Annotated in this window: 13 protein-coding genes; 10 read left to right on the plus strand and 3 right to left on the minus strand. The window is 49.5% G+C overall.

Translation table 11 applies throughout. From position 1 onward, the window contains the following. The 4 genes from ACLUYS_RS06940 to ACLUYS_RS06955 form a co-directional block, all read left to right on the plus strand. Positions 1–1374, plus strand: a 1374-nt coding sequence (locus ACLUYS_RS06940) for a DEAD/DEAH box helicase (protein WP_412659455.1), incomplete at its 5' end; no start/stop codon positions are given. Between the two features lie 22 nt (positions 1375–1396). Beyond that, positions 1397–2113: an SWIM zinc finger family protein gene (locus ACLUYS_RS06945; RefSeq protein WP_412659456.1), complete on the plus strand. Its 717-nt coding sequence runs from the start codon at positions 1397–1399 to the stop codon at positions 2111–2113. 381 nt (positions 2114–2494) lie between these two features. Next, on the plus strand, positions 2495–3736 hold the full coding sequence (locus tag ACLUYS_RS06950; protein WP_230267929.1) for an L-serine ammonia-lyase, iron-sulfur-dependent, subunit alpha: 1242 nt from the start codon (positions 2495–2497) through the stop codon (positions 3734–3736). Between the two features lie 51 nt (positions 3737–3787). After that, positions 3788–4591 (plus strand): hypothetical protein, encoded by an 804-nt coding sequence (locus ACLUYS_RS06955; protein ID WP_412659457.1) that lies wholly within the window; start codon positions 3788–3790, stop codon positions 4589–4591. A gap of 136 nt (positions 4592–4727) precedes the next feature. Here the strand turns inward: ACLUYS_RS06955 and ACLUYS_RS06960 are convergent, their stop codons facing one another. Next, entirely contained in the window at positions 4728–5216 is a 489-nt protein-coding gene (locus ACLUYS_RS06960; RefSeq protein ID WP_412659458.1) for a hypothetical protein, read from the minus strand. Between the two features lie 440 nt (positions 5217–5656). After that, positions 5657–6523, minus strand: a complete 867-nt coding sequence (locus tag ACLUYS_RS06965; protein WP_230267926.1) for a 3-hydroxyacyl-CoA dehydrogenase NAD-binding domain-containing protein — start codon at positions 6521–6523, stop codon at positions 5657–5659. Between the two features lie 222 nt (positions 6524–6745). Here ACLUYS_RS06965 and comGC point away from each other — a divergent pair, with 222 nt between their 5' ends. The 5 genes from comGC to ACLUYS_RS06990 all read left to right on the plus strand — a co-directional run bounded on the left by comGC (position 6746) and on the right by ACLUYS_RS06990 (position 9758). Further along, positions 6746–7054, plus strand: coding sequence for a competence type IV pilus major pilin ComGC (gene comGC, locus ACLUYS_RS06970; protein WP_230267925.1), 309 nt, complete (start codon positions 6746–6748; stop codon positions 7052–7054). A 926-nt stretch (positions 7055–7980) separates the two neighbouring features. After that, positions 7981–8106, plus strand: a complete 126-nt coding sequence (locus ACLUYS_RS06975) for a hypothetical protein (protein ID WP_288339006.1) — start codon at positions 7981–7983, stop codon at positions 8104–8106. A 53-nt stretch (positions 8107–8159) separates the two neighbouring features. After that, positions 8160–8600 (plus strand): hypothetical protein, encoded by a 441-nt coding sequence (locus ACLUYS_RS06980; RefSeq protein WP_300956709.1) that lies wholly within the window; start codon positions 8160–8162, stop codon positions 8598–8600. A 154-nt stretch (positions 8601–8754) separates the two neighbouring features. Next, positions 8755–9063, plus strand: coding sequence for a hypothetical protein (locus tag ACLUYS_RS06985; protein ID WP_230267923.1), 309 nt, complete (start codon positions 8755–8757; stop codon positions 9061–9063). Positions 9064–9167: 104 nt separating this feature from the next. Next, complete coding sequence (locus ACLUYS_RS06990; RefSeq protein ID WP_412659459.1) at positions 9168–9758, plus strand: PolC-type DNA polymerase III; 591 nt, start codon at positions 9168–9170, stop codon at positions 9756–9758. Between the two features lie 134 nt (positions 9759–9892). On the opposite strand, the gene ACLUYS_RS06995 is transcribed toward ACLUYS_RS06990, so the two are convergent. Continuing rightward, positions 9893–10444, minus strand: a complete 552-nt coding sequence (locus ACLUYS_RS06995; protein WP_230267921.1) for a DJ-1/PfpI family protein — start codon at positions 10442–10444, stop codon at positions 9893–9895. A gap of 530 nt (positions 10445–10974) precedes the next feature. Between ACLUYS_RS06995 and ACLUYS_RS07000 the strand changes: the two genes are divergently transcribed. Then, complete coding sequence (locus ACLUYS_RS07000; RefSeq protein WP_288339007.1) at positions 10975–12231, plus strand: cation:proton antiporter; 1257 nt, start codon at positions 10975–10977, stop codon at positions 12229–12231. Positions 12232–12403: the final 172 nt, after the last annotated feature.

Here is a 12403-nt window from a genome sequence, read left to right on the forward strand (position 1 = left end):
TTACAAAAGGTCAGACGAGCCCAGATCTCCTGCTTAACCGCATCCATCTTTATGGGTCTTGGAAAAACGGTACAGACCCTGGCATGGCTGGAAAAAGAGCATCAGAAAGATCCGGAAAAGAAAGCGCTTCTGGTGGTACCGGCTTCGCTCATTGCTAACTGGCGAAAAGAAGCATCGCAGTTTACTCCCGATCTGAGCGTGGGAATTCTTCATGGCAAAAAAGCCGTAGATGCCTTTAAAACGTCTGACAAAGTGGATCTCCCGTTTCTGAATCTGACCACGTACGGCATAGTTTCTCGTCTGGACGCCTTAAAAGACATTCACTGGGATTTCTTAGTCCTCGATGAAGCGCAGGCAATCAAGAATCCCAAAACCAGACAGACATCTTCCGTCATAGGTCTGCAGGCCCATATGCGTCTGGCGATGACCGGTACGCCGATCGAAAACGATCTGATCAACCTCTGGTCGATCTTTGATTTCCTCAATCGAGGCGTCCTGGGAACACAGAAAGAGTTTGCGAACTTTATTCAACAGGGGCAGGCATCCGAGTCGGACTATCTTGGAAAGCTGCAGAAAACCATTTCTCCCTTTTTGCTGCGCCGGCTCAAAAGCGATAAGCGCATCATCAGCGATCTGCCCGATAAAATCGAACAGAACGATTACATTGAGCTAAGCGAGTCTCAGATCGTTCTTTACAAAAAGATCGTCTCGGAGCTGGCTGAAAAACAGGCACAGTCTATGAACGGCGAAATCGACAGCCATGCCAGCATTGAGCTCAAGGGACTTGTCCTTTCTACCCTGAGCAAGCTGAAGCAGGTATGCAATCACCCGGATCAGTATCTCGGAGATACGGCGTATGTGCCCTCTGAATCGGGCAAATTCAAAATGCTCGCGGAGCTCTGTGAACCAATTGCCCAGAATCATGAATCCGTTCTTATCTTTACACAGTACCGGGAAATGACCGAGCATCTGGCCAAATTTCTGGAAACGATCTTCGGAGCGAAAGGATTTATCATTCATGGGCAGACTCCAATCAAGAAAAGGCAGAAGATTGTGGATGCGTTTAACCGGCAGGAAACGTATATTCCATTTGTCGTACTGTCTTTAAAGGCTGCCGGTACCGGTCTGAATCTGACGAAGGCCAGCCATGTCATTCACTTTGACCGCTCGTGGAACCCGGCTGTAGAAAACCAGGCTACAGACCGCGCCTATCGAATTGGCCAGAAGAAAAATGTCATCGTTCATAAATTTGTCTGCTCCAATACGATTGAAGAAAAGATCAATGAGATGATCGAATCGAAGCAGAAACTCCCGATGATGCAGTCGGTACGTCTGCAGAAAGCTGGCTGGCCACGCTTTCCGATGAAGATCTGATCGAAGCCATGAGGATACGCTTATGAGTTACTGGGGATACAGCAGTTACGTTTCCGTCGACGAACAGATGCCGATGGCGGAAGCCTACATTCAAAAAGCTAGAAAAAAGGGAACCTTGATCGATCCGGTCATCGCAGACGATTCCAGAAGAAAAATCTGCTCCACCTGGTGGGGCGATGCCTGGTGCCGCAATCTCGAACGCTATTCGTTTTTTTCCAACCGCCTGCCAAGAGGAAGACGGTATGTGAAAAACGGCTTCGTTCTGGACCTTCAGATTCAAAAGGGTGTGATCGAAGGGCTTGTACAGGGCACCACCCGCAAACCGTATAATGTCGTTGTACGCATTGATCCGTTGCATCCCAATGTGGCAGCCAGAATCCAGGAGCGCTGTGAATTTGGAATTTCTTCACTGGACGCGCTGGTCAACGGCCAGTTCCCAAAAGACCTGCAGGATCTGTTCGCGTCCAAAGAAGGCCTGTTTCCGGGTCCGCACGAAATTCATTTTGACTGCTCATGCCCGGACGGCGCTTCCATGTGCAAGCATGTGGCGGCCGTAATGTATGGAACCGCTCTGCGCCTGGAAGAAAGGCCTCTGCTGCTGTTTGAACTGCGCGGCATCGATCCGCAGTCTCTCGTGGAAAAGGCGATCGAAAACCGGCTGGAACAGATGCTGAAAAATGCAGACCGTCCCTCATCGCGAATTCTTACGGAGAATGTCGGAGACCTGTTTGGAATTTAAACCAAACTATTCCAATGTGCCAGAGGACTCAAACCGCTCATTTTTGAAATTTCATCCCGCCTGAGAGCCTTTTACCGAGGCTCTCTTTTCATTTTTTCCGGCGTTCTGACAAAACAGATCCACTTCCTCTGTACAGAGGAAGCCAGAATGATCTGTCCTTAAGAATATTCGGCCGATTCGCCTGCTTTCCCATCCCGGAAAAAGTTTTTTCCTGCAGGCTTCCATCTGTCGGGGAGACAGGAACATCGTTTCGATTCTGTTCTCCGATCCTGTACAATAGAGACGCAGACTTACTTCTTAAAGTATCCGGACAGATTTATAACTGGAACGGACTTACGATAGGAATGAATCATTTTTTTGCTCTGAAAGAGAGGCTTTACCATGCAAACCATCTGTGAACTGTTTAAGATCGGCCCCGGCCCTTCCAGCTCGCACACCTTCGGTCCAATGCGGGCCGCCAGGGACATTCTTGAATCCGCACCCGATGCCGCCGCTTTTGACATCACCCTTTACGGTTCTCTTGCCCTGACAGGAAAAGGGCACCTGACGGATGCAATTTTAAAAAAGACGCTCCGCGGAAAAAAAATCGATATTCACTTCGACATCAAGACCCCGCAGGCTCACCCCAATACCATGGTCATCAAGGCAATCCGTCCGGACGGATCCACTCTGGAAAAAACGTACGTCTCCATTGGCGGCGGCAAGCTGATGATTGACGGCAAGCAGCCGGAAAGTGCGAAGGATATTTACCCCCATACCACGCTCGATGACATTCAGCACTACTGCAAGAAGAAATACATGCGTCTCGATGAATACGTGACCGAAGTGGAAGGCAAGGACATCGATGCCTACATGCAGAAAATTTACAAGGCGATGATCAAATCCGTAAAGGAAGGTCTGTCCAAAACCGGTACCCTTCCCGGCAAGCTTCATCTCGACCGCGTTGCCTACGCCCTGTACGAATCCGCGAAAACGTGCGACACAGAAGCCGACCGCGATGCGCTTCTTATACAGAGCTACGCGTATGCGGCAGCCGAGCAGAACGCGTCGGGCGGAACCGTCGTTACCGCTCCGACTATGGGATCGGCCGGCGTCCTTCCTGCCCTGGTCTATCACTATTCCATCGATCTGGGCATGCCGAAAAAATCCATTCTCAACGGTTTGAAAGTGGCTGCGCTGATCGGAAACCTCATTCAGGAAAACGCTACGATTTCCGGAGCGAAAGCCGGCTGTCAGGCTGAAGTCGGTGCCGCCTGTGCCATGGGCGCTGCGTTTGTCGCTTCCCTGTTCCGCTTGAGCAATGAACAGATCGAATCCGCCGCAGAAATGGGACTGGAACACCATCTGGGTCTGACCTGCGACCCGGTTATGGGCTACGTCATGATCCCCTGCATTGAGCGAAACGCTGTCGCGTCCACACGCGCCGTCGATGCGGCTCGACTCGCCAAGTATCTGCGCAACGTGAAGAAAAACCGTGTTTCCTTTGACATGGTCGTTAAAACGATGAACCTGACCGGCAAAAAGCTGCCGATGGAACTGAAGGAAACGTCTCTGGATGGTCTGGCCGTTGTCGTCATGGAAAACGCAAAAGATCAGGCCAAGGACAAAACAGCGGCCCAGTAATTTATTACCGCATTCCCCGGTTTTCAGAACAAGACGAGGAGGAATCGGCCGATGAGTCACGATACGCTTTCTCAAAACCCATCCGAAGGATTGACCAGGTCGGGGGCTCCTGCTGTTCGCTTCTATACTGCGAGCCTGGATTCCCGAACTCTCACGCTGGCTGTTCACGGCAAGCGTCCGCTGCCGCTTCTCATTCTGAACAGCGAGCAGCAGACGGAAAGCTTTTATGAAGCCTTCTTTAAGGCCTGTCATCGAAAAGGGGCCAAAGCGTTCAACCTGCTGGTGATTTCCGGATTTGACTGGAACGCCGATCTTTCTCCATGGTTTGAACGCATTACGCTTCATGGAACCGATTCTGTTTTCAACGGGCGTGCAGAAGACTATCTGAACTGGATTGAAAGCCGCGTTCTTCTCTGGTCCAAATCGATTTTGACGTATGAAATCCCCTGGACTGGGCTGATCGGCTATTCCATGGCCGGTCTGTTCGCTCTGTATGGAGCTCTCTCCAGTTCGTGTTTTGACTGTACAGCCAGCGTATCCGGTTCTCTCTGGTATCCCGAACTGACAGAATGGATCCAGAATCAGGAGATTCCCTCGTCCTTAGAGGCGCTGTACTTTTCTATTGGGACAAAAGAATCCAGAACTTCCGATCCGTATTTGAAGACAACCGAGTCGATCACCCGCGGTTTGTCCAAATACTTTTCACAGGCTGGTCTGAACTGTGCGTTCGAAGAAAATCCAGGCAATCACTTTTACCAGCCCGACGAGCGGCTAGCCAAATCCATCGCGTGGCTGACGCACGCGATGGATTCCGTCGTTAAGAATTCCAAAGAAACATCAAAAAGCCAGGTCTGACTTCTGCAGATGAATGACTGGAAAATATAGGCTGAACCAAACGAAAACCGCTTCCGTCACGACTTGAACGAAAGCGGTTTTCTTCGTTTATTGAGGATATTGAATGGCCGAGGCAAAGGCTCCGGTTCGACTGGGTTTAGCGTCTTGGCTGTTCGCAGCGGGCTATGGCATCCTGTGCACTCAGGCCGCCAAAGAGAATGGAAAGAATTCCGTTTCCGTAGCGTTCAAACATGGCCGCCGGATAGAAGATGGATTCCTTAATCGCTTCAACGGAGGGAAGGCTGTCTTTGGCATAACAATACGTTTTGTAGCGGATTTCGCCGTCATGGAAGTCCATTTCAAAGTTTCCGGCGCGCAGACCGTAATTGGCGCGATGAAGGAATTCGCTGACTTCTCGAACCGTTGTCTCATCGTCCATATCGGCTCCAAGCGGACACAGAGCGTATACGTTGAAGCTTTCTGTGTCGATGTCGAGGTAATACTTGATGTGCTTGATTTTGGAACTGAGGCTGAGACTGAAACGAATCAGTCCAAGTTCTTCATCAAAGTCGTAATTCCACTCATCGTCATCGAGATAGCGCAGTACCGTCTGAGCAATCTCACGGGAATAGGGCTGGTTTGCCATAAACTGGGTTCCTTTCTTTCTGAAACCGCCGTTTCGCCCAGACTTTCCTTCTTCGAGGGCGTCCGACTCCGTCTAAAGCGAATGAAAAAGATGGCGTGAAACAGCCGGTTTCTGTTCTGGGTTCATGAATAGTCAAATTATACAATCCTCTTTCTTTGCGACCTCCAATTTTTTGACAGTGCGCCAATAAGCACAAACAGAACCGGTATTTTGTCCGAATTGCATGCCTTTGTCATGCTTTATGAAGAATAGGCCGAAAAACAAATGGTACGTGTTCGTTCAAATTTTTTCGAATTTCTGTGCTGTATTACTTTGAAGAGCATGACATCCGATCATGAAAAATCCCCCTGTATTCATCCGATTGGCATGGGAACAGGGGGCTGTTTTAATTCTTAATTTCAGGATCCATTCTACTCAGGTCGATCGTTTATATTTCTCGATCAGCTGTAAAATCTTTCCTTCTTCGCGATCCGCTCTTTCAGCATCTGCGCGATGTCCTTGTAATGGAACGGCGCAATTTCGTCCGGAATGTTCACAAACTGACTGGTGATCAGAAGCGCGGTTTCCAGACCGATCGCATCGAGCATGCGGAACGGACCAATGGCAGCACCGGTGCCTTTTGCCCAGGCTTTATCAATGTCTTCGGGACTGCCCGTTTTCGTCACGTATAAATCCATGGCAGACATCAGGAAAGGTACGAGCATGCTGTTGAGAAGGTAGCCGTTTTTCTCTTTCATGACGGCTACCGGATCCATGCCGATTTCTCTGGCAAATTCCATTACCTTTGCGAAGGCTTCCGGATTTGTTCCGGGATGAACCATGACTTCGGCCAGGTTGTTGATCCAGATATGGTTGGCAAAATGCAGGGACAGGAAGTTTTGAGGATACGGTACGTCGTCTGCGAACATCGAGGGCAGCAGCGTACTCGAATTGGTCACGACGATCATCTTTTCCGTAATGTATGGAGAAGCTTTTTCAAAGAAATCCTTTTTCACGCCAGCATCTTCCGAAATGGCTTCAATCAGCAGATCGGCATCCGACAGCGCTTTTTCAAGATCGAGCTCGATTCGAATCGAAGCGACGGCTTTCTCGACATCTTCGGCTGTTACGCCGACCAGTCCCGGGGCCGGGATCCCCTTCTGGAGCGTACCGAGATACTGCTCTTTGTAATACTGAATACGCGGCTGAGTACGCGTAATGCTGGATTCAGAACGCAGCCAGATGGTTACGTCCTTTCCTTTCACGGCAGACTGCAGGGCGATTTGCACACCTAGAACACCGCCGCCGGCAACAGTAACGTGTTTCATTGCATAATCACTCTCCTTTTATTCACAGCTTATCAGATTTCGTCAAACCGACATAGTCAGCTGATTCGAACTGCACAGTGCACTTTGCGGCTTCTCCGCCTCTTTCTTTTTCCCGGAGATCCTCTGCATTTTCAAAAAACCTCCAGCCATTTCGGACGGCCGGTTCAAAACAAATATCGATTGCACAAAATCCATCCGTATAAACAGACAGGAGGTAAAAACATGAACTCAGGCAACAAAAAGAATGCATTTTCGCTTATCGAATGTATGGTTTCTCTTTTGCTCATAGCAATCACTTTATGGATCACGATTCCGAATTTCCAGGGCAAGGAGAAAATCATCCGCGCCAAAGGCTGCGAAGCGCTCATCGAAGTCGTCAATTCTCAGATTATGCTTTATGAAATCGATGAAGATCGTACTCCGACTTCCGTACAGGAACTCATTTCCAAAGGCTATCTCAAAGACGGGCAGGCAAAATGTCCGGACGGAAAAAGCGTGGTGATCGTCAATGGGCAGGCCGCCAGCCGGTAGGATTGAATTTCTGAGGATGGACAGGCGCAGTTTCCGTTTCAAAAGCCTAACACACATTCTGACCAGCCGCAGCGACTGTCAAACAAAGTGTCGAAAGACAGCTTTCAGGAACCCCAGGGGACGAAACGCCTTTTCTCTGAGCGAAACCCTGTTTGTACTGCTGCTCATAGGCCTGTCTGTATCTGTCTTTTCGCTGACCCCTCGTGCGGACAGTTCGGGCCTTTCGAGTCGAATTCTTCTGGAAAAAGTGAATCAGGAGCAGTATCTGGCCTTCTCATTGCGCCAGCCGCGTGCGGTGGACATTCAAAAGGATCGAATGCTTAGCGGGCAGGAATCGTTTGATTTTCCTAAGGGGCTTGCCTGTACGCCTATGAAGCTTTCCTGGAACGAAACAGGTTCGATTTCCAAAGGCGGAACATTGCGGTGTTCGGCTGGAACAAGTTCATTTCGCATCGTATTTCAGCTGGGAAGCGGACGCGCACGGATCGAAAGCGGGCCATAAACCGCGTTCGTATGAATAACATTCAGATCCTGCAGCCCATTGGACGATCCGAAAGACAGACTTCACGTTTGTCTTTCCCCTTTTGCCTGGAAAACAAATACAGTAGGAAAAAAGACGCTCTGGCGATCATTCTTTAAAGACCGACAGGAGCGTCTGGATACCGAATCGATTGAGGAGGCGGGCCAGTTTTTCAGAATTCTCGAGTGGATCCGAAGTTTTGGATTGGATCCAGCCGGGAACAAGGTATCCCTGGCCATTGACCATGACCGATCTTTTTTCTTCCCTTAAAAAGAAGGTTCTCCTTGTTCAGCTAGCCCATTCCCTGTCCAGATTTCCCCGTTCACCGGTCTTTCTTTTTCGAAAAGCGTACAGGTCAGACATACGCACCCATAAAGGCCGAAAAAGGCAAAACGGATTTCTTCTGATGGAAGCGCTTCTGGCGCTGCTCATTCTTTCGCTCTCCGTCTTTCTGCTCAGTACGAGTATTCAGGCGTATACACACGCTCTGTCCAAGGGCGTTTCTGAATCTCTGGAAAGTACATCCTCATGAAAAGACGGGATTGGGGCTATCGAGAACAAAAAGGGTGCTTTTTGGAAAGGCCTTTGCCTGCTTTCGTGAAGAAACGGTTCGAACGAATGGCGTCTTCGTCTTCTTCAAAGCACAGAAAAAACGCGTTTACACTGAGCGAAGCCCTTTTAGCCTTTCTGGTCGGTATGATCTGTGTTTCCCTGCTTTCAGTACAGACGCGTGTTCTTTCTTCAAGTCTGCGCATCCGTGACGATTCTCAGGAACAGTTTGCGATTCTTCAGCTTCGCGAGCTCTGTTCTTTATCCTGGAAGGCGAGCGTATCGAATGGACAGCTGCATCTTCAATGGGCCGACAAAGCCGAAACGGTTGCTCTGGATCAGAGACGTCTCGTCAAAAAGCCGGGCTATGAAATCTTCATGGAAAATATCGATTCGGCGGTATTCACAGAACATCAGGGAAAAATTGAACTCGAGGTGATGTATGAAAACCATAAGAAGACCTGGCAGATTCAGTAAGTCCTCCCATTTTCGTCTGCGAAAACCCTCACACCATTTTCCGGGCGGGCAGAAGCGCTTCTTTGCAAATCCGTCTTTATTTCGTACCGTCGAGTTCAAAAAGAAAAATGGATTTGCGCTGGAACCTGCCCTCGTTCTCTTCAGTCTGGTCTTAATGGTTTCTGTATGGGTTTGTGCTTCGCTGCAGGCGCGCAGCGCTCTGCTTGCGGCATCCGGACGATCGGACATCGATCTGGCAATTGTCGAGCGTGCAAAACAGTTTGCGGGAGAATGCGCCTGGTCCAGACGATGCCAGACGGCTGCTCCGCAAAAGATATTTCACGAGACAATCCAGGCGCATGACGTTCTGTTCAAAGATGAATCCTCAAGAATTCTGGCGCAGTATACGGATCATGGCCATAAGTATAAAATCGAGCTTTATTACGATGAGACCGGTATTATAAAAGCCGAGTACAGTCACTGAAATTCAAAGCGTCCTCTGGCAATAAACATAGCTGCCAAAAGCGAGCGAATCGATGAGACTGGTCATACCTAAAGCAAAATGAACGGATCAGGAGGTCGTTTACTATGGATTTACAGGGATTTGGAGCTACGAAAGAATATGTGCGGCTGACAAACCGCCATTTTGAACAGGTTCATCGGTTTTATATTGCGCTGGATCTGGAAACGACCGGTCTTTCCCCCGATTCCGATCGGATCGTCGAAATCGGTGCAGTAGCTTTTCGAAATGGGCAGCCGGCGGAACGCTTCTATACCTTCGTAAATCCAGGCAGACCGATTCCAATCGGCGCGTCGATGGTCAATCACATTACCGATGACATGGTCGCGGATGCGCCGGATGAAAGAGAAGCTCTGCTTGAACTCTTCGCGTTTCTGAATCGCTTTTCCGGTTACGATCTTCTGTTTGTCGGACACAATGCGGCGTTTGACTTTTCGTTTTTATGCGCCGCCTGCAATCGACAGGGCTTTTCGGTAAACTTCCGCTATCTCGATACGCTGCGCATTGCCCGCAGTACTCTTCGCACCGTGCCTAACTACAAGCAGGATACGCTTGCCACTCATTATGGACTCATCAATCCGATGGCCCACCGCGCGGAATCGGATGCGCTGACCTGCGGTCGAATTCTTCTCGCGCTGCTGGCGGAAATTGAATCCTGATCAAGCCGGCAAAGCCGATCCAATTCTTTATTTTGAGACAATAAAAGCCATGGCTTTCCAGATCATTACAATTCTGGAATGCCATGGCTTCTGTTTTACTTCCCCCCTGCTCAGGGAAGCTCCTGGAAATGATCTTAGAGCGTGTAGGCAACAGCCTTTTTCAGTTCTTCGGCTTTGTGCTTGTCGGTCAGTTTTTCAATCAGCGCAAACGCGAATTCAAAAGCGCCGCCTACTGAAATGCCGGAAACGATATTTCCGTCCACGACCGCATGCTTCTTTTCAAACGTACCGCCAAAAGAGTCTTCATTCATCGAAGGTACACAGACGTACTTTTTGTTTTTGTATACGCCAAGTTCTCCCGCAAGGGCGCTGCCGGCACAGATTGCGCCGAGTACCTTTTGCGGATTCATCGCAAAGGCGCGAATTTCGTCTTCAATGAGCGGAATATTCTTGAATACCGCATACGCGTCTCCGCCGGGGACGATCAGCGCATCGGTCGTTTCAAAATCATAGCCGCGCAGTTCCGTCGGCGTTTCAATGATCAGGCCGTTATTGCCTCTGGCCAGTTTCTTATTTTCAACGTTTACAAGAACCGTAACGATTCCGGCTCTCTTGAGGAGGTCAAAGGGAACGAGTGCCTCAATTTCTTCAAACCCGTCCGCAATCAGGATCGCTGCTTTTTTCAATGTTTATCACCTCGCTTCCAGTTTAAGAAGGCAAAAATCGAGCGAAAAGCCAGATGCCTGAAGGTTTTCTTTTGTGGGATGAATCCATACTGCGGTTCTTGTCTTATTGCTTTTTGAGCAGTCTCAAGCCCGGTACAGGCTGGCAGATTTCGCATCCTTTGCAAGATTGTAAACTAGCAGAACCGGAGCGATTTTTGATCGACGACGCATTCTGAATTTAAGGTTTTATAAAGTCAGCTTCATCAACTTTTCGAATTGAAGCCGTTGATTCACTTTGGGAATGGTTTTCTGTACTTTTTAAACGATATTCTGTGTTTCCTCCCCATTTTGTTCAGATTTCCTTAAACAATTCACTAAATTTCACATTTTTGATTGACGGGTATACATTAAGGAAAGGTTCAGCGTACTCGCCGGCTCTTGCGTTTTCCATACTACCCCCGCTTTTCTTCCGCTTCTGGGGCATGCAAAACCATCCGACTTTCAGATAAATCGCTCATGAATCTTCTATTGAATCAGAAAGGATGAACTGCATGAATTATGCATTAAGTGTTGGAACTGCACTGCTGGCTGGTCTTCTGCTGACCCGGCTGGGAAACAAGTTCCGTCTGCCGGATGTCACATCCTATTTAATCGCCGGACTCCTTCTTGGACCCTGCTGCATCGGTCTTCTTAAAATTCCTGGCCTTGGCTTTCATACGTTCCAGGATGTAGAAGTCCTTCAGCCGTTTAACAATGTGGCGCTTGGCTTTATCGCTTTCGCGATCGGAAGCGAATTTCGTTTAAGCGAACTGAAACAGACTGGAAAACAGGCGCTGACGATCGGTATTCTCGAAGGTATCATCACCACGATTGTCGTCGACTGCGTTCTGTTCGTTGCACACCTGATCGTTCCAGATATTCTGACGCTCGCGGACGTTCTCATTCTCGGCGCAATTGCTGCGGCCACCGCTCCGGCGGCAACGCTGATGGTTGTCCGTCAGTACAAAGCCAAAGGCGACGTCACTTCGACCCTGCTTCCTGTCGTTGCGCTGGATGACGCCGTCGGCCTGATCCTGTTTGCGATTTCCTATGGCGTAGCCATGCATCTTGGTTCCCCTGACGGTGCGAACATGGTTTCCCTTTTTGTTGAACCGCTGATGGAAATCTTCTTCTCGCTGGGCATCGGTGCCCTGCTTGGCTGGATCCTGACACATGTCGCCCGTATTTTCCATTCGAATCGTAACCGCAATACGCTGATTGTCAGCTTCGTCATTCTGGGCGTAACCATTTCAACCGCCCAGATTCACATCGGACCGATGAATTTTGGTCTTTCTTCCCTGCTCGTCAACATGATGCTCGGTACCATCTTCTGCAACTGCTGCCGCAAGTCCGAAGATCTGATGAGCCGTGCCGATCGCTGGTCGGCTCCGCTGATCACCCTCTTCTTCGTATTAAGCGGCGCGGAACTGAACCTGTTCGCCTTTGGCAACATCCTCGTTCTCGCTGTTGGTCTGACGTACATTCTCTCGCGCTGCCTCGGTAAATACCTGGGCGGAAGTCTCTCGGCCGTCATTGCCGGTTCGCCGAAAACCGTACGCAAATGGCTCGGTATTACCCTCTTCCCGCAGGCTGGTGTCGCTCTGGGCATGGCCGCTACGGTCGGCGCCCGCATGGGTGAAAACGGCATGATGATCCGCAACGTTGTTCTCTTCGGCGTTCTGGTTTATGAGCTGATCGGACCGTCTCTGACCAAGTTTGCGCTGACCAAAGCCGGAGAAATCAAACCAAAAAACCTCGCCGACGAATAGTCAGAAAGCAACAAGTTTCATTTTTCGCAAAACGGATTTTCCCTTTTGCCTTACAGCTGGATTTCGCAGGAAATCCGGCTTTTCTTCTATCTGAACAGCCGGATTTGACCGATTTATAGTAAGCGTCAAATAAAAGACGGGTATTTTCTCGACCGCCTCCTTGGGATAATTC

Origin of the sequence: Allobaculum sp. (genome assembly GCF_047010065.1) — a bacterium.
In the GTDB taxonomy this organism is placed as follows: Bacteria; Bacillota_I; Bacilli_A; order Erysipelotrichales; family Erysipelotrichaceae; genus Allobaculum; species Allobaculum fili.